This window comes from Tardiphaga sp. 866_E4_N1_4 (genome assembly GCF_052076075.1).
In the GTDB taxonomy this organism is placed as follows: Bacteria; Pseudomonadota; Alphaproteobacteria; order Rhizobiales; family Xanthobacteraceae; genus Tardiphaga; species Tardiphaga robiniae.
Window position 1 is genome coordinate 2598992 of sequence record NZ_CP197242.1, and the last position, 21528, is coordinate 2620519.

At 59.3% G+C, this 21528-nt stretch carries 22 protein-coding genes; 8 read left to right on the forward strand and 14 right to left on the reverse strand.

Annotated elements, in window-relative coordinates; genetic code table 11:
• Nucleotides 1–203 precede the first annotated feature (203 nt).
• The 3 genes from AB8B20_RS12775 to AB8B20_RS12785 form a co-directional block, all read right to left on the reverse strand.
• Entirely contained in the window at nt 204–365 is a 162-nt protein-coding gene (locus AB8B20_RS12775; protein ID WP_184511611.1) for a hypothetical protein, read from the reverse strand.
• Between the two features lie 15 nt (nt 366–380).
• Nucleotides 381–632 (reverse strand): hypothetical protein, encoded by a 252-nt coding sequence (locus tag AB8B20_RS12780; protein ID WP_184511612.1) that lies wholly within the window; start codon nt 630–632, stop codon nt 381–383.
• 572 nt (nt 633–1204) lie between these two features.
• The gene (locus tag AB8B20_RS12785; RefSeq protein ID WP_120293181.1) at nt 1205–2041 is read right to left on the reverse strand and encodes a hypothetical protein; all 837 of its coding nucleotides are present in this window, start codon (nt 2039–2041) and stop codon (nt 1205–1207) included.
• Nucleotides 2042–2523: 482 nt separating this feature from the next.
• Here AB8B20_RS12785 and AB8B20_RS12790 point away from each other — a divergent pair, with 482 nt between their 5' ends.
• Nucleotides 2524–2934, forward strand: coding sequence for a DUF2177 family protein (locus tag AB8B20_RS12790; RefSeq protein WP_199712142.1), 411 nt, complete (start codon nt 2524–2526; stop codon nt 2932–2934).
• Nucleotides 2935–2939: 5 nt separating this feature from the next.
• Here the strand turns inward: AB8B20_RS12790 and AB8B20_RS12795 are convergent, their stop codons facing one another.
• The 5 genes from AB8B20_RS12795 to AB8B20_RS12815 form a co-directional block, all read right to left on the reverse strand.
• Nucleotides 2940–3509, reverse strand: coding sequence for a hypothetical protein (locus AB8B20_RS12795; RefSeq protein ID WP_120293179.1), 570 nt, complete (start codon nt 3507–3509; stop codon nt 2940–2942).
• 3 nt (nt 3510–3512) lie between these two features.
• Entirely contained in the window at nt 3513–4541 is a 1029-nt protein-coding gene (locus tag AB8B20_RS12800) for an SAM-dependent methyltransferase (RefSeq protein ID WP_120293177.1), read from the reverse strand.
• Nucleotides 4541–5371 (reverse strand): DUF1295 domain-containing protein, encoded by an 831-nt coding sequence (locus AB8B20_RS12805; RefSeq protein WP_120293175.1) that lies wholly within the window; start codon nt 5369–5371, stop codon nt 4541–4543. The genes AB8B20_RS12800 and AB8B20_RS12805 overlap by 1 nt, the downstream gene beginning before the upstream one ends.
• Before the next feature lie 143 nt (nt 5372–5514).
• Nucleotides 5515–6165: a ChrR family anti-sigma-E factor gene (locus AB8B20_RS12810; protein WP_120293173.1), complete on the reverse strand. Its 651-nt coding sequence runs from the start codon at nt 6163–6165 to the stop codon at nt 5515–5517.
• Nucleotides 6162–6815, reverse strand: coding sequence for a sigma-70 family RNA polymerase sigma factor (locus AB8B20_RS12815; RefSeq protein WP_439059602.1), 654 nt, complete (start codon nt 6813–6815; stop codon nt 6162–6164). Before AB8B20_RS12815 ends, AB8B20_RS12810 begins: the two co-directional genes overlap by 4 nt.
• A 135-nt stretch (nt 6816–6950) precedes the next feature.
• On the opposite strand from AB8B20_RS12815, the gene AB8B20_RS12820 reads away from it, so the two are divergent.
• The 4 genes from AB8B20_RS12820 (at nt 6951) to AB8B20_RS12835 (ending at nt 10008) form a co-directional block, all read left to right on the forward strand.
• Nucleotides 6951–8297, forward strand: coding sequence for an NAD(P)/FAD-dependent oxidoreductase (locus AB8B20_RS12820; RefSeq protein ID WP_120293171.1), 1347 nt, complete (start codon nt 6951–6953; stop codon nt 8295–8297).
• A complete protein-coding gene (locus tag AB8B20_RS12825) occupies nt 8297–9118 on the forward strand; it encodes a DUF1365 family protein (RefSeq protein ID WP_120293169.1) in 822 nt (273 codons plus the stop codon). Before AB8B20_RS12820 ends, AB8B20_RS12825 begins: the two co-directional genes overlap by 1 nt.
• Nucleotides 9105–9254, forward strand: coding sequence for a hypothetical protein (locus tag AB8B20_RS12830; protein WP_439072820.1), 150 nt, complete (start codon nt 9105–9107; stop codon nt 9252–9254). Before AB8B20_RS12825 ends, AB8B20_RS12830 begins: the two co-directional genes overlap by 14 nt.
• Nucleotides 9255–9534: 280 nt before the next feature.
• Nucleotides 9535–10008: a TspO/MBR family protein gene (locus AB8B20_RS12835; protein ID WP_120293167.1), complete on the forward strand. Its 474-nt coding sequence runs from the start codon at nt 9535–9537 to the stop codon at nt 10006–10008.
• Between the two features lie 408 nt (nt 10009–10416).
• On the opposite strand, the gene AB8B20_RS12840 is transcribed toward AB8B20_RS12835, so the two are convergent.
• Nucleotides 10417–12078: an acetolactate synthase large subunit gene (locus tag AB8B20_RS12840; RefSeq protein WP_439068995.1), complete on the reverse strand. Its 1662-nt coding sequence runs from the start codon at nt 12076–12078 to the stop codon at nt 10417–10419.
• A gap of 257 nt (nt 12079–12335) precedes the next feature.
• Here AB8B20_RS12840 and AB8B20_RS12845 point away from each other — a divergent pair, with 257 nt between their 5' ends.
• Complete coding sequence (locus AB8B20_RS12845) at nt 12336–12605, forward strand: hypothetical protein (RefSeq protein WP_120286777.1); 270 nt, start codon at nt 12336–12338, stop codon at nt 12603–12605.
• Nucleotides 12584–13696, forward strand: a complete 1113-nt coding sequence (gene dinB / locus AB8B20_RS12850; RefSeq protein WP_439072821.1) for a DNA polymerase IV — start codon at nt 12584–12586, stop codon at nt 13694–13696. Before AB8B20_RS12845 ends, dinB begins: the two co-directional genes overlap by 22 nt.
• A 5-nt stretch (nt 13697–13701) precedes the next feature.
• Here dinB and AB8B20_RS12855 read toward each other — a convergent pair whose 3' ends face one another.
• Entirely contained in the window at nt 13702–16089 is a 2388-nt protein-coding gene (locus AB8B20_RS12855) for a PAS domain S-box protein (RefSeq protein ID WP_120286779.1), read from the reverse strand.
• 161 nt (nt 16090–16250) lie between these two features.
• Between AB8B20_RS12855 and AB8B20_RS12860 the strand changes: the two genes are divergently transcribed.
• On the forward strand, nt 16251–16619 hold the full coding sequence (locus AB8B20_RS12860; RefSeq protein ID WP_120286780.1) for a hypothetical protein: 369 nt from the start codon (nt 16251–16253) through the stop codon (nt 16617–16619).
• 9 nt (nt 16620–16628) lie between these two features.
• Here AB8B20_RS12860 and xth read toward each other — a convergent pair whose 3' ends face one another.
• The 4 genes from xth to AB8B20_RS12880 form a co-directional block, all read right to left on the reverse strand.
• On the reverse strand, nt 16629–17399 hold the full coding sequence (gene xth, locus AB8B20_RS12865) for an exodeoxyribonuclease III (protein WP_120286781.1): 771 nt from the start codon (nt 17397–17399) through the stop codon (nt 16629–16631).
• A 119-nt stretch (nt 17400–17518) separates the two neighbouring features.
• Nucleotides 17519–19774, reverse strand: coding sequence for a xanthine dehydrogenase family protein molybdopterin-binding subunit (locus AB8B20_RS12870; RefSeq protein ID WP_439072822.1), 2256 nt, complete (start codon nt 19772–19774; stop codon nt 17519–17521).
• 20 nt (nt 19775–19794) lie between these two features.
• Nucleotides 19795–20808, reverse strand: a complete 1014-nt coding sequence (locus AB8B20_RS12875; RefSeq protein WP_120286783.1) for an FAD binding domain-containing protein — start codon at nt 20806–20808, stop codon at nt 19795–19797.
• On the reverse strand, nt 20805–21287 hold the full coding sequence (locus tag AB8B20_RS12880; protein WP_120286837.1) for a (2Fe-2S)-binding protein: 483 nt from the start codon (nt 21285–21287) through the stop codon (nt 20805–20807). Before AB8B20_RS12880 ends, AB8B20_RS12875 begins: the two co-directional genes overlap by 4 nt.
• Nucleotides 21288–21528: the final 241 nt, after the last annotated feature.

A 21528-nucleotide genomic window follows, 5' to 3' on the forward strand; every position in this document is an offset into this window, starting at 1 on the left:
AAGACGTCGCGAATGCCGTTGCCGAAAGCACCCATACGTGTCCGAGCCGTGGGCCAGACCGTAGGAGAGGATCGACGCCGCCGTTTAGCGGACATCCATCCATAAGACGCGAAAACATTTTCGCAAAGAAGCCGCCCGAGCATATTGCTCGGACGGCTCAATCGTCGACCCATCGAAAAGATCGATGCACGTCCGCCGCAACGTCAATGAGTGTCGGTCCTTTTCCACTTTTCAAGGTCCGGCTTTTCCCGGTCCTGAGCAAACTGTTCCTTTTCCGGCACGCCTTTCCAGGGCTTGTCGGTCTGTTTCGTCGGAGCCCAATCTGACTCCGTGCGGGGATCATCTTTGGGATTTTCTTTGCTCATGGTCCCTCCGAAATGCTACTTGCCGGCGCCGATGTTGCCGCCCTTGATGTTGCCCAGCGAGTTGTCCCCTTGCCCCGAATTGCCGCTGTTGCCCTTCAGAGCGGTATTGCCGCCAGTATATGTGCGGCCGGTACCGGTGGTCATGCCTTGACCGGAGGTGACGCCCTGCTGAGTGTGGTGCCGGCGGGACTTTTCGGCGGACGCCGACGACATCGTGGCACCGACGAGGAGAAGCGCTGTAGCGCTGATCGTTATAATCTTTTGCATTGAACCAAAGCCAATCTGTTCATGAAGCCCTTGTCAGTCGAACGTGGCGCTGCCTGACTCGTTCCGCGCCGGGCCCCCACTAACAGCCTCGTGGCAATCCCCGAACCGGCCCGCCAAGCTCTTCTCGTGGCGGTCAGATAAACTAACGAGAAGCGTGCAGGCAAGGTGAGCTACACAAGAAGCCGCGGCCGAAGAGCATCCTGGCCGTGTACAATCGCTTCTTTATCATTCTGGAGATGCAAAACCAGATCGTAGATGCGCCCCCTCGTCAAAGCGTTTACGCGCCTGGCAAAACCAAGATATCGGGCGATCTGATCTTCCAGTCCGATGCACTTGGTACACATATTGCGCTCCCATTTCAGGCTGGAGCTATGCTCTCATCACTGATTGTTAGCCAAAATCCGAGCAGCGATGAAGGTCAAGTAATGCGCCCGGCTCTTGTTCCCTGCACTCCTACGCAATGAATAAAGGCCCCGCACCGCGGGGCCTTTATTCATCGAAGCAGCAGGACCAGAATGATCAGCGGCAGTGGAATTCCAAGTAGCCATAGCAGAATAGGCATTGTTCTCTCCTTATCGCGTGCGACGCGCTTTCCAAGTTCCGTCTCGAAGTCCACCGCCCTCGGTCGCCGCCAGGCTCGCAGAAAAGGCGCCAATCAAAAGTGATGCCGTGAGCCAAAAGGCGAGCTGCATTGCAGCCTTTCGAGCATTATCGGCAGCGGCCTTTGCATCATTGGTGACTTCGGTAACGCGCTTGTCAGCATCAGGTTCGCTCAAACCGGTGCGAGCGGCCACGACTTTATTGACGTAAGCGCGATCGGCTGGCTTCAGCTCACCGGCTCGGAGGCTAGAGGCCATTATGCGGGACAGTTCACCGCGCGCGTCAGCACTGTTGCCATCGCCAGATGGTGTCGATGGACGCAATAGTGCGTCGATGAAGCCTTCGACCGGTCCCGCCTGCGCCGCAGACGCCGTCGCACCAGCAGAGACTCCCGACGTCGCGCCGCTTAAAACGGTCGTCGCGGGCGAAGCTAGGAGTACAGCACCGAGCACCGTTGCAAATGCCCATGCCAGAAACCCATGCGCGGTGTCGCGGAAATAGACCTCATCTGCATGAACGCCAATCCAGCGCGACCGCAGACGACCAGCGAGATATCCGCCGATCGACGACGAGATCATGGCGATGACGATCAGATAGATTCCCGTCGTGATTTTGAATGTCGTAGCCGATACGCTGGACGACCAGGGCGACACGACTGACAAACCAAGCCCTGCCCCGAAAGCAATAAGAACGAGTGTCAACGCGAGCGAGACGACGGCACCAGCCGCGACTGCAGCCCACGAGACACCCGCAACCGAAGGCTCGTCTACGCCAGGGGAAGCTGGCTGCACGACAACAGTATCAATCATTCTGAAATTCCCCTTGGAGCGGCTCCGGAATAGATACCGATGCCCACACAATGTGCATTCAATAGTATGGTTCCGCCCGCGAAGGCGAATTCGCCTGTCTTCAGCGATTGCGCAAAGGTGGGCGGACGACGAGCTTGATAGAAAGACGCTAAGCCCCTCGAGCAACGATCAGCCAACTCAAGACGATCGCCCATCATCCAATCCGGTACGGCGACGTTGACGTCGGTACTATCGCTCAGCAGGATTGGGATCCGAACCCGGAGCGGTCTGGCGTCTGGAAATGGCCTTGCGGCTTTTACGCTCAATCCCGACAAATGTTTCAGAGTGGCCCCGGACCTCGACGCAGCACGCGCCGGCTTTGATTCCTTCTACGGGAAATCAATCTGTTTCTGATGTTGGACATTGCCGTCATGCGGCAGAGTGATCCGACCATCTCGCTCGCGCGTAAAATCTTCAGCGTCGACTCGGTAAAGGAAATTACATTGAAAACTTATGGCATCGCCTATGTCGCGACGGGTCTGGTATTTCTCGGAATGGACGCGATCTGGCTTACGCTTGCGTCGCAGCGGCTGTATCGACCGCTGATGGGCGAGATGCTGCTTGATAGCTTCCGGCTGGTACCGGCGATGCTCTTCTATCTGATTTACGTTGCCGGCATCGTGGTGCTCGCCATTGCACCGGCCATTGCCAGCGAGCGTTTGACAACGGCCACGCTCAACGGTGCTTTCCTCGGGTTCGTTGCGTATGCGACCTACGATCTGACCAACCAGGCGACGTTGCGGAACTGGCCGGTGGCGGTGACGATCGCAGATCTATGCTGGGGAACGTTGCTGACGGCCTCTGCCGCAACCATCGGCTTTCTGATCACGCGCGCCTTCACAGCTTCATCCTGACGAGCTTAAGCACGTCGGCTTAACATTTCCGATGCGACAAGTCCGATGAACACGGTGAGGATGCCAGCGCTCATGACGTTCAATCTGAGGAAAGCACGGTATTCTGAGACCGCGTAGAGGTGGACGGGGGCGCCATACGCGCCATCGAGTCCAAGGTAAGCCATTATCGCCAGCCCAACCAGAATGAGGGCGGTCAACCTTTCAGATGGTCGAAAGAAGGTCGCGGCAATCAGCGCACAAGGGATGAGAAAAATCTCCACGCCCGATGCCTGCCCGAACACTTTTGCGCTCAAAACCGTATTGGCGATGCCGGTAAGTGGGAGAAGCGCACGGCCTGCCGTTGGCAATCGCCTAGCCAGTGCGGGTACCGCGAGGAAAAATGGCGTCGACAGGAACGTGAAGAAGGTCGGCCAAATGTGTTCGCTGACGGCCCAATAGACATAGAGCGGATAGAAGGGCTGGTTGGAGGCGACGACAAGCGCGACCAAGTTGCAGGTCGCGACCATCGGATCATCGTGAGCGGCATAAGCGGCAACTCGCCGCCAGATGTTCCGGACTAGAATCACGAACGCCATGCGTTATGCCGGGCGCAGGAGGTAGTGGCTCACACCCCATTCTTCACCGCCGGCATGCCCGAAGAGCCCTGCCGTCGCCAGGTAGAAAAGCCGCCAGCGTTGATGCCAAAGCGCCGCGTCCGGTCCATAGACTCTACTCAGAATGCTATCAATGTGAGGGCGGTTTGCATCGAAGCGAGCCAGCCAGTCGATCGCGGTTTTCTGATAATGAAGGCCGTTCCAGCGCCAGTCTTGTTCAACGGCAAAGCAGTCCGGAAAATGCCGGATAAGGCCATGGCTCGGCATGATTCCGCCAGTGAAGAAATGCTGCCCGATCCAATCGGCATCGTTGTTATGATCGAAGCGATAGGGACTGCGCCTGTGGCTGAAGACGTGAACGAAAACCCGCCCCTGTTGGGGTACAAGCCATGTCTTGATGCGCGCGAGTAAACTCCGCCAGTTGGACATGTGCTCGAACATTTCGACCGACACGACCCGATCGTATGTGCTGTCCGGTTCGAAAGCGTTCATGTCGGCAGTGACGACGCGGATATTTCCCAAACCGCGGGCCACGGCCTCCGCCTCGATGTGAAGCCGTTGCGGGGTCGAATTCGAAACCGCGGTGATATTAGTGCGAGGGAACCGCTCAGCCATGAACAGCGTCAGCGAGCCCCAGCCGCAGCCGAGTTCCAGGAGCGACTGTCCGTCGGCGATACCGGCATGCGCAACCGTTTCCTCAAGCGCCAAGCGCTCGGCATCGGCCAGCGATTCGTGACCCGTCGAATAGAGGCAACAGGAATATTTGCGACGTGGGCCGACCGTAAGGGCAAAGAATTCGGGCGGCAATTCGTAGTGCTGTGCGTTGGCGGCGTTCGCATGTTCTGCGATCGGGTACTCTGCCATGGCGCGCGCGAAATCGCCTTCCTCGCGATCGCTTGCAGCGGCAAGTTTACTTCTCGTGCGCCCGACCAGAAACTCGATGCCCATTCGCGTCATTGGGTCGGGAAGCGGACGGCACTCCGCGACGCGTATCGCCGAGGAAATCAGGCTCATCAAAGGTCTTCTTTGTTGCCGGCGGCGCCAGCGCCGCTCTGCGGGCCGGGCCAGAATGCGTTGACGCGGTGCTGGTATTCTCGGAAGGCCTTGCCGCGCGAGCGCAACATGTGCCCTTCCAGGGGCGGAATGCCGGAGGCGTGGACGAGGAGCCAATACATCAGCAATGGCCCGGCGAAAGCCAGCCACCCCTGCGGATAGGCGCCTGTGAGATCGACCGCGATCACGGCATAAGCCAGCCATCCCAACCATTCAAAAAAATAGTTTGGGTGGCGTGACCTACCCCAAAGCCCGACGTCGCAAACATTTCCCTGGTTTCCGGGGTCTAGGCGAAAGGTGGACAGCTGGCGATCCGCGATCGTTTCCCCGACAACGGCCGCAATCAGGATGGCAATTCCGAGCCAGTCTAGGACCCTCAGGCCAGGAGTCGGATTTTGCGCCGCGATCATGATAGAGAGGACGAGTACCAGCGCAGCCAATGCCTGGATTTGCAGGAACCAGAACAGGTGCGATCTGAAGGCACTTCCCCACTGCTCGCGCAAGTGCCGGTAGCGCGGATCATCACCGCCCCGCGCGGTGCGCGCCACGATGTGGATGCCGAGACGCAGTGCCCACAAGAGCGCCAGCACTGCCACGAGTATCTGACGCGATGAAATTTCCCCCCCGGCGAAAGGGAGAAGAGCGGCGGCAGCGCCGAACACGCCGGTGGCAAACGACCATATCGCGTCGATCCATCCTGACTGGCCGGTTCGAAGCGCGACCAACCATGCTCCCGCCATGGTCAGTGAAAGGAAAATCGCAAGCGCAACGACTGCGATGACCAGTGTCATGCGATTCTGTCCCGTACCGTCCAAACTGGCACAATTTTCGCGACGGCTTTCTCGCAAGGCCAATTACACGACCTCATGAAACATCTTCATAGGCCGACCGAGGCTAGCCAAAGGAATCTGATCGGCTGTGCCGCCGCCATCGTTCAAAATCCCACGATCGGACGTAGGAGACGCCCCAGAAATCCATGAAGGCGCGTATCTCCTTCCAAAGCAGCGAGACAGACGCAATCCGACTTCTCGCCGACAAGGGGCCGGTGATTGACTTCATCATCGGCTTCGTCGAGATCGCCGGGAAAATATTGACTGCGCTCGTCCGACAGAGATCCAGATAGAATCTGCATAAACTCCATGCCGGTGTGTCCATGGGCAGGCAGATGAAGCCCCGCTTTACCCTTAATCATCATGACTTTGGCATCTGGACTTCCGGCAATTTGGACCTTGCTCCATCTGAAGCCGGGGCCAAGCCATCGCCAGGGACCAATTTCGCAGTGGCGCATCGCATGAGGGAGCTCGATGCCCAGGTCCGGCTGTTTCCTCGGCCTGGGTTCTTTCACTAACGTGGATGGAATGCTTTCCAGCCGCTCCATGGTCCGTCCGAACAAATCCTCAGCAAGCGGAGCCAAGCGCATCTCGTCGAGGATCGCCCCGCCCACAGCCTCGAACCGGGTTAAGCGCTCGCGGCAAACGGCACATCCTTCGAGGTGGACGCGAATGACTAGCGCCGGGCCGGCGCCCAATGCTCCGGTCGCAAGACGCAGAAGCGTTTCGTCGCTGGGGTGATGGTTGATCGTCATATATCGCGGTCCAATAGCGTTCGCAGCCGGTTCAATGCGAGCCGGACGCGGGATTTTACGGTGCCGAGCGGGATGCCCAGCTCACGAGCGATCTCCGCATGCGGCGCTTCGGAGAAGAAAGAGAGTTTCACGATGGTTGCCTGTTCATTTGATAGGGTCGCCAGCGCTTTCCGGACCTCTTCTTCCCGCTCTGCCATGATCACGATATCTTCGCCCGACGGTGGCGTGTCCGGTTCGTCACTCAGATCCAAGAGATGATCGGCCGTACGGGAGCGCGAGCGGCGCAGCCTGTCGATCCTCTGGTTACGAGCAATCGTAAACACCCATGTCGACGCGCCCGCCCGGCTGGGATCGAAATAGGACGCCTTTCTCCATACCGCGATCATGACTTCCTGTGTCACCTCCTCGGCAACCGACTCCGCGAGACCGGTCCGAATAAGGAAGCCTTTCACACGCGGCGCGAAATAGGCGAAGAGCTGCGCGAACGCCTTGCGATCCTGCGCCTGTGCAACGGCATCTATCAGGCGGATCAACTCAACAGGAGAGGGCAGCACCTCTTTTTGAATGCCCTCGTTCAAAACAATGAGCCTCGCCGCCGGACCGACATCCCGCGTGCGCCTGATGTCGAGATGTAATCTTGCAGCATCCATTTGCCCTTCATACGCGCCCTCCCCCTAATTGGATCACGCCTCAAGTGATCCAATGCGCGCTGGGTTCCGTAAATATTGGCAGCTTGGCGCGTGGAGGGAAGTCTTTTGACGAGAAAGATTGCTGGGAGTGATAGAATGAACAGCCTTAACGCCGCGGCACATAGCGGAAGCCTCGACATAGCCGTTGTTGGGAGTGGTATTTCCGGCCTGTCCGCAGCGTGGCTGCTTTCAAAACGACATCGGGTTGTTCTATATGAAGCCGATAGCCGCCTGGGTGGGCACAGCCACACGGTCGATGCCGCGGGCGCCGCGATCGATACCGGCTTTATCGTCTTCAACGAATCCACCTATCCAAACCTGACATCACTCTTTGAGCATATCGGCGTCGCCACGAAGCGATCCGACATGTCATTTGCCGTCTCGCTCGACGATGGCAGGCTCGAATACTCCGGAACCGGCCTTCTGGGCCTGTTCGCGCAGGGTCGAAACGCCATCAGCCCACGATTCTGGCGGATGCTGCGCGACCTCGTGCGCTTCTATCGCGAGGCGCCACGCAATGTGGCGGCCTTGGGCCTGATTACGCTCGATGAGTATCTCGACGCCGCCGGTTATGGAGAAGGATTCCGCAACGATCATCTCTATCCGATGGCGGCGGCCATTTGGTCCACGCCTGCTGCAAAGATCGGGGCCTATCCAGCGGCTTCATTTATCAAATTTTGCGACACCCACGGCCTCCTGAAACTGTCTAGTCGCCCGATCTGGCGCACCGTGTGCGGCGGCAGCCGCTCCTATGTGCGAGTGCTTACTGACGCCATAGCCGAAGTGGTGTCTGACTATCCGATCCGTACAATCGTTCGCACCACGAACGGTTCCGAGGTCGTCGGATATGACGGTGATCGTCGCCGTTTCGATCAGGTGGTGATTGCCACTCACGCGGATCAAGCGCTCCAAGTGCTTGCTGATCCGAGCAGCGAGGAACGGCGATTGCTCGGCGCGTTCGACTATATCGACAACGATGCAGTCCTTCATTCGGACCCTCGCTTGATGCCGCGCCGCCGCCGGGTCTGGTCGAGCTGGAACTACATGGCGAGGGACGACGATGGCGGTCGCAAGCTCGCCGTGACGTATTGGATGAACCGTCTTCAGGAAATCGAAAGCGAGCGACCGCTTTTCGTCACGCTCAATCCCCACCGGGAGATCGCACCCAACGCTATTCTCAGGGAAATGCGCTACAGCCATCCCCGTTTCGATGCGCAGGCGATGCAAGCGCAGAGAGAGCTTTGGTCGTTGCAGGGCAAGCGCAATACATGGTTTTGCGGGGCTTACTTCGGCGCCGGCTTCCACGAGGATGGATTACAAGCCGGGCTTGCCGTCGCTGAAGCCCTCGGGGACCTGCGGCGCCCCTGGACAGTCGCTGACGAATCCGGCCGCATCCATGTTCATGAGACTGTGCTCGCCACGCCTGAAACGGAGGCTGCCTGATGTCGGGCTTTCGTTCGGCCCTCTACTCCGGCTCAGTGATGCATCACCGATTGCGGCCAAGAGAGCATCGGCTGCGCTACAGCATTTTCTACATGCTTCTCGATCTTGATGAAGTCGATATGCTGGCAGGCAGGCTGCACCTCTTCTCGCACAACCGCTTCAACCTCTTCAGCTTCCATGATCGGGATCACGGCGAGGGAGAGACCACGTCGCCGCGGGCCAGGATCGAGCGGCATTTGCAAGAGGCCGGCATCGAAGCCGGCGGCCCGCTCCGGCTTCTCACCATGCCGCGCATCCTGGGATACGCCTTCAATCCGCTGAGCATCTATTTCTGCTACAGGCGAGACAACTCGATTTCGGCGATCTTATACGAGGTCAGCAATACGTTCGGTGAGCGTCACAATTATCTCATTCCCGTTGCCCGCGACACGAAAGTGCCAATCCGCCAGAAAAGCCAGAAGTCCTTCTACGTTTCCCCCTTCATGAGCACCGACATGGTCTATTCGTTTTCTGTCGTCCCTCCGGGAAAGAATTTGACGGTTTCGGTCATCGGTCACGATGCACAAGGGCCGCTGCTCATCGCCAAGCTCGCTGCAACCCGCCAGAATCTGACCGACGCAGCTCTAGCGCACGCCTTCTGCGTTTACCCCCTGCTGACCTTGAAGGTGATCGCAGGCATCCACTGGGAAGCACTGCTGATTTGGCTCAAGGGCATTCGCCGGCATCACCACCCTTCTCCCCCCGATCGACCGATAACACTCGGCCGCGATCTCGAAGCAGCCCCCCATTTGACGAAGGACACGACAAATGTCCTCCGATAGCCAAATCTGGGAGAGCGTTACCTCATCCGCCGAAAGGAAGATGGCGTCAGTTGGCCGTGCTACGCTGGGGATGCCGTCGTCGAGCGATGCCTTCTCCAAGAAGGCAAAGGAGCGCACCGACAAGCCGGACGCCTAGGGCAAGCAGTACGCCACCGGGGAATAACTCCGGAAAAAGCCGGACAATGCACTACCAACATTCTGCGACCTGAAAGCAAGCACTGGACGCGATGGCTGGCCGCATGCCCGTTGGCGAGTGGAACGGCACACTCCTGAAGGCCGGGAGTGTCGGAGTTACACGGCCGACCGCGACAAGACGTCTCCGACGGCATCATCGAAATGCACGAGCGCGGCGCCACGTTAATGTGGAAGTCGTCTGAGGCCGGGGAACTGGCGAGAACGCAAGGACTTAACGGTGCATGACTAACAGTTCGGTCGCGTCCTTACTCTGCTCACTTGGGATTTGTTATAGCGTCGCGTTTATCGGCGCTCGGGTTACGACGCCTGAGATTCCGACTTGGTACGCGAGTTTGGCGAAACCATCGTGGACACCACCGCGCATCGCGTTTCCCATCGTCTGGCCCATCCTGTATTTCCTCATGGCGCTGTCCGTGTGGATGTTCTGGGAGGCGCCTCCTTCGCCCGCTCGAACCGCAGCTCTTGGCGCATTCGGCATCCAGCTCGCCCTGAACGCGATATGGTCGCCGCTCTTCTTCGGTCGCCACGATCTGCGGTCTGGCATGATTGTTATTTCGCTGTTGTTCGCGGCAATAGGAGTGACCGTCATCATAGGCTTGGGCGTCGACAGCACCGCCGCCTTGCTGCTTTTGCCCTATCTCGCTTGGATACTTTTTGCGGCTGCACTCAATGCTCGCATTCTTACAATGAATTAGCGACAACGTGGCATGAGACCGCATTGACGAAAGAGGCCGCCCATTGAGGCCTTACTTTCCTCGCTCGATATCGCGGGCCTGTTGTTCCAATTCGTCAGTAAGCTCGATAATACGTCTGGCCGTTTCAGGATCGGTCGTCATCCGGGCCATGGCCCGATACTTATCTACCTTCTCTCGAAGCTCCCCGACTGTACGTCGTGTATGCATTCCACCCTCCGCCGATATCGTTACGCGGGACGGAGAAATTGGTTCTCTAGAACCTCCGAAATAAGGGCGCGGCCAGAATAGGCCACTGCGGCCAAAAACAGGCCAGCACCAAAACTGGGTTCAAACGAATAGGGGAACGAATTGGCCTGATGTCCCTTCGCACTGCAAATGCCTAACCCGTTTCAGTTGTCGAATGGTTTTTCATTCTTGTTGCTGCATGTCGGCCAGTTCATCCACCAAAACACGAACATTCTCGCTGTAGTCCACCGGCACCACTACGAGGTGAAGGCCACCAGCCGCGAAGGCCTTCTCCAGTGTCGGTGCCAGACCGCCCGCCTCTGTCACGCGATGACCCTGGGCACCGTAGGACTGCGCGTAGGCAACGAAATCCGGATTGCCGAAAGTCATCCCCGCATCGGCGAAACCGTCGACGGCCTGCTTCCACCTGATCATCCCGTAGGCGTGATCCTCGATGACGAGCACGACCAGATCGAGCTTCAGACGCTGCGCGGTCTCCAGTTCCTGCGAATTCATCATAAAACCGCCGTCGCCGGCGACAACGAGCACACGGCGCTTCGGATTCAGCAACGCCGCCATCATGCCCGACGGAAGCCCCGCTCCCATCGTCGCAAGCGCATTGTCGAGCAGCAGCGTGTTGGCGACGTCCGTGCGGTAGTTACGCGCGAACCATATCTTGTACATCCCGTTGTCCAACGCGACGATGCCGTCGAGTGGCATGACCTGGCGGACGTCGTGGACGATCCGCTGCGGGGTCAGCGGAAAGCGGTCTTCGTTGGCCCGGTCGCCGATGTGGCGCAGGATATCCGCGCGCACGCCGTCCCACTGCGTGGTCTGCTTGAGCTTCCCATCGAGCTCGGCCGCCAGCATGTCGAGACCTTTCGCAATGTCGCCGATAAGTTCAGCTTGCGGGTAGTAAACCTCCTCGACCGCCGCCGGCGTAAAGCCGATGTGGAGCACCTGATGGCGGCCACGCCCCATGATGAATGGCGGCTTTTCGATGGTGTCGTGGCCGATGGTGATGATCAGGTCGGCGCAGTCGATCGCGCGATGGACGTAGTCGCGTTCGCTCAGCGCCGCCGTGCCGACATAGTAGTCGGACGCCCCGCCGACGGCCCCCTTCCCCATCTGCGTGTTGAAGAATGGGATCTTCACCCGGCGGACGAATTCGGAGAGCGCGGGCGCCAGCCTGGGCCTGCTGGCACCGGCACCGAACATGAGCAACGGGCATTTTGCCGAGAGGATGAGCTCAGCCGCCTTCCGGACGGCGTCCATCGAGGGCGCCGGGAGATCGGTCGGGTGGACCGGGACGGCCGAAACGCCGGACACCTTCTCCGCCGCGACATCTTCCGGAAGCTCCAGGTGCACGGGTCCGGGACGCTCCTCCATCGCAATCCGGAAAGCGTTCCGGACGACAGTCGCGATGGAAGACGCACTTACGATCTGCTGCGACAGTTTCGTGAGCGGCTTCATGCTCGCGACGACGTCCACGATCTGGAAGTGCGCCTGTCGGCTGGCGTGGATCGCCTTTTGGCCAGTGATCAGGACCATCGGCATGCCTCCCAGGAGTCCATAAGCAGCCCCTGTAGAGAGATTCAGGGCTCCGGGCCCCAAAGTGCTGAGCGCGACACCAGGCCTCCCTGTGAGACGCCCGTGGGTCGCAGCCATGAAGGCGGCGGGCTGCTCGTGACGCGTGACGACCAGCTCGATGGAAGACTTGCGCAGGCTCTCGACGACGTCGAGGTTCTCCTCGCCGGGAACGCCAAAGATGCGGTCGACGCCCTCGTTTTCGAGAGCCGCCACTAGCAGATCGGAGCCTTTCATTTCCCGTTCCTCGTTGTTCATCGTAAGCTCCTCCGTTTGCCCAGCACCGTATTGGACAAACAGGTCCATTTAATGAAACGTTTGGTGGACTAGGCGTCGGAGCGCGCCCTTCCCAGATTGCCCGGATATGCGCCTCCTGCACCTGCCAGGAACCGACCGGCAGCCGAGAGGACAATGGTTGCTGACCCGCGTTCGAGACGCCATATCCTTGGCCGTTGGCGATCCGATCTGCTTGCCCTGAAAGATCGTAGTCCAAGGCCCAAAGAAGGATGCACCAAATGCGCAAAATGTGGATCGCCTTACTTGCCATCGTGCTGCCCGCTGCCGCGCTGGCGCAAGACATCACGCAGCGCCCCGTCCGAACCGAGCGCATCTCAGGCACTCCAGTGGGCGTCGGCCTCTATGAGGTCGCTCCGGACGGCACCGTTCTGATCGACTGGCGCGCCGTCGAGGCGGCGGCCGATGGAGCGGCCGATCGCGCATCCACTCCGGTCGCGAAGGCGATGCTGGCGATCAGAGATGGCAAATGGAAACCGATGGCCCGGTGACGAACGACGTCGCGCCGGAAATCCGACAGCGTAAGATCATCCATATCGACATGGATGCCTTCTACGCGTCAGTCGAACAGCGGGATAATCCAGAGCTTCGCGGCAAACCTGTCGCCGTCGGCGGCTCTCAGGAGCGCGGGGTCGTGGCAGCAGCGAGTTACGAAGCCCGCAAGTTCGGCGTCCGCTCGGCGATGCCGTCCGTTACAGCCAAACGTCAATGTCCAGATCTAATCTTCGTGAAGCCGCGCTTCGAGGTCTACAAGGCCATCAGCCAGCAGATCCGTGAAATCTTCGCCGAGCACACGCCCATCATCGAACCGCTGTCGCTGGACGAGGCTTATCTGGATGTCACTGAAAACCTTCAGGACATCCCATTGGCGCGCGACATCGCGCTGGCGATCCGCGCAAAAATCAAAGCTGAGACCGGGCTCAATGCCTCCGCCGGCATCTCTTACAACAAGTTCCTGGCCAAACTCGCCTCCGACCATCGCAAGCCAAACGGTCAGTACGTCATCTCTCCGGAGATGGGCCCCGCCTTCGTGGAGACCCTGCCCGTCGGCAAGTTCCACGGCATCGGACCGGCGACTGCGGCTAAATTCAACGCATTGGGTATCCAGACAGGACTAAACATCCGGAACCAGTCGCTGACGTTCCTGGAGGCACACTTCGGCAAAGCCGGGACCTATTACTACTGGATATCACGCGGCATCGAAGAGCGTCCTGTCCGCGCCAACCGCATGCGGAAATCCGTCGGCGCCGAGAACACTTTCTCCGACGACCTCACCGAGTTCGACGCCATGATTGCCGCGCTGCAGCCCCTCGTCGACAAAGTGTGGCAACACTGTGCGAACACAGGGAACCGCGGACGAACCGTCACGCTGAAGGTGAAGTACGCTGACTTCGAGATCATGTCACGAAGCCAATCAATGCCGACAGCCGTATCAAACCGCGAAGAGCTCGAACGGGTCGCGGCATCACTTCTCGAACGCTCGATGCCACTGCCGAAAGCCGTGCGGCTTCTCGGTGTTTCGCTATCGACACTTCAGACGAAGGGGGACGACGCGCAATCCCAGTTCCAATTACCAATCTAGCAGCGCTAAGCCGATTCAGTCCGTCGATCAGTGATCGCCTTGCGCAGCGTGCGCGACAAAAGCTCAACCGAATACGGCTTCTGGATGAGTTCAAAGCCTGTATGGGCGTTTTCGGCTAGAACGTGGCTGTAGCCACTTGTCAGAACGACCGGCAATCCAGGGTATTGGTCGCGGATAATCGTGGCCATCTCCACCCCGTTCATGCCGGGCATGATGACGTCCGAAAACACGAGGTCGAATGCGAATTCATCCTTGGCTAGAACGTCCAGTGCCGCGGAAGCTGACGTCACCCAGTCGGTTGCGTATCCGAGATCCTGCAGAAGCTCTGTCGAGAATCCCCCGACATCCGTATTATCCTCGACAACAAGAACGCGGTGCCCCCGCCCGCTTGTCGCTGCGCTTGCTAATGGCGGCGCGCTGCTTTCGACTTCGGCGCCAGTTTCGGCCCGCGGCAGATAAATTGTGAACGTCGCGCCCGCTCCAAGCGTGCTGCTGACGCCGATCTCGCCGCCCGTCTGTTTGGCGAACCCGAAGGCCTGACTCAAGCCGAGGCCCGTTCCTTTTCCCACGTCCTTGGTCGTGAAAAATGGTTCGAAGATCGCATCCAGGTACTCGCTAGCTATGCCGACGCCAGAGTCAGTTACGGAAACCGCGATGAAGTCGCCCTCCCTCAAAGGATGAGAACGCATCCCCGGGATCGAACCCACTGCCGCGACACCAATGACGAGGCGCCCTTCGCCGTTCATGGCGTCGCGTGCATTAACAGCGAGATTGACCAACGCGGTTTCGAACTGCGTTATATCGGCCATGGCGAACTGGTCGGCAGTCTGAACTTCCAGATCAATCTGAATCCGGCCGCCGACCAGTGGTCGGATCAGATTCGCCACGCTCGCGACCTGCGTACAAACATTGAAGACGCGCGGAGCAAGCGGCTGTCGGCGAGCGAATGCAAGCAACTGTCCGGTCAGCTTGGCCGCACGGTCAACTGTATCGGAAATCGCGTCGATATACCGCCCTCGTCTCTCCTCTGGAAGATCGCGCCGACGAAGAAAATCTGTGGCTGACCTGATAATCGTCAGGAGATTGTTGAAGTCGTGCGCCACGCCTCCGGTGAGTTGTCCGACCGCCTCCATCTTCTGAGCCTGGCGCAGAGCGTCCTCGTTCCGGCGACGCTCGGTCACATCGACGGCCTCTGCCAAGACGGCTGTAATCCTACCTCCACTGCCAAATACTGGGCGCATGGCGAGGTCGAGATGCCGCCCCGCGCCGGATAGGTTCAATTGAACTTCGGCGCGCCACGCATCGCCGCTCAGTGCGGTTTTAAACGCGCTGAGAACTCGTTCGGGCATACGGGGCGTCGCAGTAAACCAGGGCGTATCCCAGAACGGCATCCCGAGCACTGTCTTCGCTTCGACCGCGATGGCGGCAAGTGCGACCGCATTGGCGAAAACGAGCGTACCATCCAGCGCGAGCAATCCCTGATACTGGTTGGTCGTCTCCAAAATGGCTCGTAAATGAGCCTCGTGGGTATGAAGTTGCGCGGTTCGCTCTTCAACCCGCCGTTCAAGCACCTCATTCAACCCACGCAGTTCGATCTCTGCTTCTTTTGCAATCGTGATGTCGTGGGCAACCCCAATAAAGCCGATATGCTTACCCGCCGGGTCCCATCGGGGTTGCGATTCGGATCTGACCCAACGCCACACGCCATCCGCACGTCGATATCTGCTTTCCAGCACGAACGGCTTTAGGGATGCCTCACCTGCAATGCTCTCGCGCACGACGCGCGCCATATCGTCCGGGTGAAGGATGGTCCTCCAATCGAAAGCCAACGCTTCTTCATATTCAAGGCCAAGAAATTCCAGGTAGGCTTTGTTTGCGAAGGACCGCGTCCGATCAAGACGTGTCACCCACATCGGGACTGGCGCACTGTCGGCGATCAATCGGAACCGCTCTTCACTCTCGCGTAGCGCCTCTCTGGCGATCGCACGTTCCGTGATATCGATATGAGCGCCGATCATCCGCAGCGGTCGGCCTTCTGGATCACGCTCGATACGCGCCTCTGCTACGATCCAGCGAATTTCCCCGTCGCTGGGCCGAATGATGCGATACTCCGAAGAATAACGTTCCGCATCGCTATTCAGAAGGTCCAGAAATTGCCGCTCAGCGCGCTCCCGGTCGTCCGGATGAAGCCTGGCGACCCAGTCTTCATGTGTCTCGTTTGCAGCTTCAGGGGGTAACCCGTGTATGGCGAGATATTCAGGTGATCGTCGGTTCTGAAATCCATCGCGCAGGTCGACGATCACACCGCCGACTTTCGCGATCCGTTGGACCTCCGCGAGTTCGCTTTCCCGATCGCGCAGGGCCTGTTCGGACGCTGTCAGTTCTTTCGCCACGGCTTCCTCGCCATCATGCGGCGGTCGGCCGCTCTCACACTGTTTAGCAAGGCGCAGGGGGAAAGTCCGCTAAAACAGCGTGCCCTCGGAGATCGCAACTCAATAACATGACGCAGAGTTCCAACTTCTCGCGGTCTGGCATTTATGCTAAACATTATCTTATGAAGAAAACGACAGTAGCAAAGCAAAAATCAAAAGGCCGACCTGCGACCGGCCAAACGCCAATGCTCGGCTTTCGCGCCGCAGACGAACTACGCGGCAGGATTGTTCATTGGGCCGAGTTTCAGCCGGACACTCCGAAACTCTCAGAAGCTGTGCGCCGCCTTGTCGAACTGGGCCTTACCGTTAAACCGTCTCGCAGAAAGAACGTCGCTCATAGAGCCCGTGCCAGTGAGATGGCCGCCGGCGCAATTGACAAGCTGACGGACAAGGGCGCCAGTGCGGACGATCAGGCCAGTCGGAAGCGGCGCCTGCTCAAAGGGCCCGAGGAATTCCGCGACGTCCGGGTCGATCGGAAAGCAAAAAAGTAAGGCGTAGCGCTACTTCAGCACTATCCACGCTGGAGCATGGTCGCTTGGATCCAGCTTGCCGCGCACCTTTCGGTCGACACCGGCCTGCGCAAGCCGCGGGCTCAGCGCAGGACTGAGAAGCAGATGGTCAATGCGAAGGCCAGCGTCACGCTCGTAGCGGTTCCGCCAATACGACCAGAACGTATACATCGGCTCATCCGGATGCTGTTCGCGCAGTGCATCGATCCACCCCTTCTTGAGGAGCTTGCCGAACGCCGCCCTACTTTCCGGCTGCACGAGCGCATCCTTGTCCCACGACTTGGTCGGGTAGATGTCGAAGGGCGTTGGCACGATGTTGAAGTCGCCGGCGATAACGGCAGGAGCACCGGACTTGAGCAGCTTGCCGGCGTGGGCGTTCAGACGCTTCAGCCAGGTGAGCTTGTAATCGAACTTCGGTCCCGGCTGCGGATTGCCGTTGGGTGCGTAGACGCAGCCAACGAGAACGCCGTCGACGGCAGCCTCGATGTATCGGCTTTGCTCGTCGCTCTCGTCACCAGGCAACCGCCTGCGCGTTACCACGATCTTGGATTCTCTAGCGAGGATTGCGACGCCATTCCAAGTCTTCTGCCCAACCCACTCGGCAAAATAGCCCGCCTTACGCAACGCACTTTCCGGGAATTCGGAATTGGCGGCCTTCAACTCCTGAAGACAGGCCACATCCGGTTTCGACGACTTCAACCATGCCAGCAGATTGGGCAATCGCTTGTTGATATTGTTCACGTTGAAGGTAGCGATCTTCACGCGCTCTCCTGATCCGAGGCTTACGGACATTTAGCTCAGTCATGCAGAGGCCCGGGCTCCAAAGCCGACAAGTGAAGCCCCATCGGCGTATGCCACCGTTGGGTCTGTACGAGATGAACTCAGGACGGTCGTGGAGCATTCAAAATCTTGTCAATCGTGATGGGAAAATCACGCACCCGCACACCAGTTGCGTGAAAGATCGCATTAGCGACGGCAGACGCGGTTCCCACGATGCCGATCTCGCCCAGGCCCTTGACGCCAAGAGGGCTGACCTTGTCGTCCTTTTCATCGACGAAGATCACTTCAATATCCTCGATGTCGGCATGGGCCGGAACGTGATATTCGCCGAGATTGGCATTCATAATCTTGCCGAGGCGATGATCCGTCATGGCTTCCTCGTGAAGCGCCATGCCGATTCCCATCACCACACCGCCTAGGATCTGGCTGCGGGCCGTCTTGGGATTAAGGATCTTGCCCGCCGCCGCCGCGCACACGACGCGCGTCACGCGAACGACCCCCAGATCTTCATCCACGCGCACTTCCGCGAACACCGCGGAATTCGTGTAGCTGATATATTTCAGCATCTGTCGCAGGTTCGGGCTGACTTTGCCCTGCTCGGTGATTTCCGTGAGTTCGGCGGCGTGCATGACTTCGAAAACGGAAAGCCCGCGCGCCGGATCATCCTTCCGGAAGATGCGTCGATCCCGAACCTCGACGTCTTCGAAACTTGCATCCGCAAGAGGCGAATTGGCCATCTTCCTGGCTTGCTTGAACAGAGAATGCTTGACCGCCTCACATGCGGCCTGAACTGCCGAGCCGTTCGACGCTGCGGTCCACGAACCTCCTTCGACCGGCGACATCGGCAGAGTCGAATCGCCGATCCTGGCCTGAACGTCTTCGAGTGGTAATCCGAACGCTTCGGCGCCGATCTGCGTCAGGATTGTCCAGGTCCCAGTGCCAATATCGGACGCCGCCGTTGCCACCTCCAGCGTCCCGTCCACCTTGAGAGTCGCAGTGGCCTGGGCCTTTTGCAGGAAGGCGTCCCACATTCCCGTTGAGACGCCCCATCCAATCAGCTCGCGACCCTCCTTCATGGCACGCGGCTTGGGGCTTCGCTTCTCCCATCCAAATGCCGCAGCGCCCTCGCTGTAGCATTCCAGAAGCGCCTTGGATGTGAACTGCTTGTTGGTGTTTTCGTCCTTCGAGGCGAAATTGATCCGCCGGATTTCGAGCGGACCGATACCGAGTTCGTATGAAAGTTCATCGAGCGCGCATTCGAGCGCTGTCACGCCGATGGCTGCGCCGGGTGCGCGCATGTCACACGGCGTGGCCGTATCGAGCTTGGCAAGCTGATAGGTCAGCTTGACGTTGTCGCAGTGATACATCATGCCCGACCAATTGACGACAGCCTCCTGATAATCCTCGTAATGGGAGGTCGAGGCAACGGCATCATGCATGATCGACTGCAGCCGCCCATCGCGATCGGCGGCGAGCGAGACGGTGTGGTAACTGTCCGGCCGGTAGCCGATATGAAACATCTGAGCACGCGTCAGCGACACCCGCACCGAGCGTTCGAGTTCGAGACTGGCCATGACGGCGAAGAACAATTGGTGCTGCGGCCGCAAGCCGGCGCCGAATGCCCCGCCCACATATTGATTGACCAGGCGGACATCCTTGCTGCGCAGGCCGAACACTGAGGTGACATAGCCCTGCGCATTCTGGGAGCCCTGCGTCTTGTCATAGATCGTCAGCTTGCCGTCGCCCTCGAACACGCAGGTGGTGGCGAACATCTCCATCGGATTGTGGTGCTCGGCATTGATCCGGTAATCGCGGCTGATCTTGACGGGCGCATTTTGAAACGCCTGCTCGGCATCGCCGCGCGGGTCCGGTGGCGGCGGAATACCGCTACGCTTCTTCGGAGGCACATAGGCCTCTGCCCGCTTCGCCTCAAGCTCGGTACAATGCGCATCGACATCATAGGCAATGCGAACCAGGGAGGCCGCATCGCGCGCGGCCTCGAACGTTTCGGCGACAATCAACGCGACCGGCTGACCGTCAAACAGGATACGGTCCGAATTCAGCGGCCGGAACGGATGGCCAGGAGGCGCGACTTCGTCCCGCCAGCTACGATCAAGCCATGCCGCCTTGCTGCGATTTTCGTGCGTGAAGATTTCGACGACGCCTGGAAACTGCCTTGCTGCATCCAAGTCCATCGCCGCGATCCGTCCAGCGGCGGTCGTACTACCAACGATGTAGCCATAGAGCAGATCGTCAGCAGGATACTCCGCCGCGTAGTGCGCTTGGCCGGTCACCTTCAGTTTACCGTCGACCCGGTTGGTCGGACGTCCGATATGCGTGATTTCACCAACTGACATGCGATGGTCCCGTTAACTTTCTAGTGGATCGATTTGTCGGCCTGATCCTGCGGTGTGCCCGCAGCCGCCTGCTCCAGCGCACGAACGATAGCGCGGCGAGCAAGCTCGATCTTGAAGTCGTTGTCGCCCTGCCCCTTCGCATCACGAAGAATGAAATCAGCGACCTGCTTAAAGCTCTGGGTCCCGACTCGCTCGCCTTTCAGCGATCTTTCTGCGTCAAAATCCCGCCACGGCTTATGCGCGACCCCGCCGAGCGCGATCCGGACGTCCTGGATGATGCCCTCCTCCACACGCAGCGCGGCGGCGACGGAGATCAGCGCGAAGGCATAGGAGAGCCGGTCCCGGATCTTGAGATAGGTGTGATGGGCACCGAAGTCGGGCTTGGGGATAATGATCGATGTAATGAGCTCGCCGCCCTTCAGCGTGTTGTCGCGTTCGGGCTCTCCGCCGGGGAGGCGGTGGAAACCAGACATCGGAATCGATCGCTTGCCGTCCGGCCCCTCGACTTCGACGGATGCATCGAGTGCAGCCATCGCGACGCACATGTCCGACGGATGGACTGCAATGCAGCTATCGCTGGCGCCGAGAATGGCGTGAATGCGATTGACGCCGCCAATGGCGGAGCAGCCACTTCCGGGCTGTCGCTTGTTGCAGGCTGTCGACGGATCATAAAAATAATAACAGCGGGTTCGCTGCATCAGGTTTCCCCCGGCTGTAGCTGCGTTTCGCAATTGCGGCGATGCGCCGGCAAGAATGGCGCTTGACAGTATCGGCCACTTTTCCCGAACGTCTCGATGCCACGCCAGATCGGTATTGGTGACCAGCGCGCCGATGCGCAGCGCTCCACTGGGAGTGATTTCGATCGATTTGAGCGGAAGCCGGTTGATGTCGACCAGCCGCGACGGCTGCGCCACATCATATTTCATGAGGTCGACGAGATTGGTGCCACCCGCCAGCGCGCGCGCTGCAGGTTCATTCAGCGCCGCGATGGCATCGGCCACTGTGGCCGGGCGGATATATTCGAACCGGTTCATTCGGCGGCCTCCTTCGCCGCGATGCGCGGCATCAGCACGTCCTCGACCGCGTCGGCGATATTGGTATAGGCGCCGCAGCGGCACAGATTGCCGCTCATATGCTCGCGTATCTCGGCCCGACTACGGGTGTGGCCTTCCGCCAGCAGACCCGCCGCTGAGCAAATTTGGCCAGGCGTACAGTAGCCGCATTGAAACGCGTCGCGCTCCATGAAGGCGACCTGCAGCGGATGCAGTTCGCCATTCTGAGCCAACCCTTCGATAGTGGTGATCTCGGCGCCGTCGCGCGACACCGCGAGTGCCAGGCACGAATTGACGCGTTTGCCATCGACGAGCACGGTACAGGCGCCGCATTGTCCCTGATCGCATCCCTTCTTAGTCCCGGTGAGCGAGAGGCGCTCGCGCAACAGGTCCAGCAGCGTCACCCACGGCTCTACTTTGAGTTCGTGCAACGTTCCGTTGATCGTCAGGCAAATTGGGATCTGTGGGTGATGTGGGATCTGGTTCACGGGGCGCCTCGCTATGCGTTCGCCATCAGAACCATTCTAATCGTAGGATGTTCCGTTTTCTTCCGCCCTCAGGATCGGCTTGCCCGCACCGATCGGCGAGGCCAACCTTCCCGCTTCTGGCGTCTCAGGCGCGCCGTCGGAAGGCCGCCAGGATGCTGTCGGGGAACCGCCTCGGGCAAATGGGTGAGGAGAAGCGAGTGTTGTTCCACTGTTG

What these genes read in the sequence shown, in the direction of transcription:
- AB8B20_RS12810 (WP_120293173.1), bottom strand. Translation starts at nt 6,165, where the DNA reads ATGACGATCAACCATCACCCCAGCGACGAAACGCTTCTGCGTCTTGCG.
- AB8B20_RS12800 (WP_120293177.1), bottom strand. Translation starts at nt 4,541, where the DNA reads ATGAGCCTGATTTCCTCGGCGATACGCGTCGCGGAGTGCCGTCCGCTT.
- AB8B20_RS12870 (WP_439072822.1), bottom strand. Translation starts at nt 19,774, where the DNA reads ATGTCAGTTGGTGAAATCACGCATATCGGACGTCCGACCAACCGGGTC.
- AB8B20_RS12860 (WP_120286780.1), top strand. Translation starts at nt 16,251, where the DNA reads ATGAAGAAAACGACAGTAGCAAAGCAAAAATCAAAAGGCCGACCTGCG.
- AB8B20_RS12875 (WP_120286783.1), bottom strand. Translation starts at nt 20,808, where the DNA reads ATGAACCGGTTCGAATATATCCGCCCGGCCACAGTGGCCGATGCCATC.
- AB8B20_RS12785 (WP_120293181.1), bottom strand. Translation starts at nt 2,041, where the DNA reads ATGATTGATACTGTTGTCGTGCAGCCAGCTTCCCCTGGCGTAGACGAG.
- AB8B20_RS12830 (WP_439072820.1), top strand. Translation starts at nt 9,105, where the DNA reads ATGTCCTCCGATAGCCAAATCTGGGAGAGCGTTACCTCATCCGCCGAA.
- AB8B20_RS12815 (WP_439059602.1), bottom strand. Translation starts at nt 6,815, where the DNA reads ATGGATGCTGCAAGATTACATCTCGACATCAGGCGCACGCGGGATGTC.
- AB8B20_RS12825 (WP_120293169.1), top strand. Translation starts at nt 8,297, where the DNA reads ATGTCGGGCTTTCGTTCGGCCCTCTACTCCGGCTCAGTGATGCATCAC.
- AB8B20_RS12795 (WP_120293179.1), bottom strand. Translation starts at nt 3,509, where the DNA reads ATGGCGTTCGTGATTCTAGTCCGGAACATCTGGCGGCGAGTTGCCGCT.
- AB8B20_RS12805 (WP_120293175.1), bottom strand. Translation starts at nt 5,371, where the DNA reads ATGACACTGGTCATCGCAGTCGTTGCGCTTGCGATTTTCCTTTCACTG.
- AB8B20_RS12840 (WP_439068995.1), bottom strand. Translation starts at nt 12,078, where the DNA reads ATGAACAACGAGGAACGGGAAATGAAAGGCTCCGATCTGCTAGTGGCG.
- AB8B20_RS12820 (WP_120293171.1), top strand. Translation starts at nt 6,951, where the DNA reads ATGAACAGCCTTAACGCCGCGGCACATAGCGGAAGCCTCGACATAGCC.
- dinB (WP_439072821.1), top strand. Translation starts at nt 12,584, where the DNA reads ATGGAAACCGATGGCCCGGTGACGAACGACGTCGCGCCGGAAATCCGA.
- AB8B20_RS12775 (WP_184511611.1), bottom strand. Translation starts at nt 365, where the DNA reads ATGAGCAAAGAAAATCCCAAAGATGATCCCCGCACGGAGTCAGATTGG.
- AB8B20_RS12780 (WP_184511612.1), bottom strand. Translation starts at nt 632, where the DNA reads ATGCAAAAGATTATAACGATCAGCGCTACAGCGCTTCTCCTCGTCGGT.
- AB8B20_RS12835 (WP_120293167.1), top strand. Translation starts at nt 9,535, where the DNA reads ATGACTAACAGTTCGGTCGCGTCCTTACTCTGCTCACTTGGGATTTGT.
- AB8B20_RS12845 (WP_120286777.1), top strand. Translation starts at nt 12,336, where the DNA reads ATGCGCAAAATGTGGATCGCCTTACTTGCCATCGTGCTGCCCGCTGCC.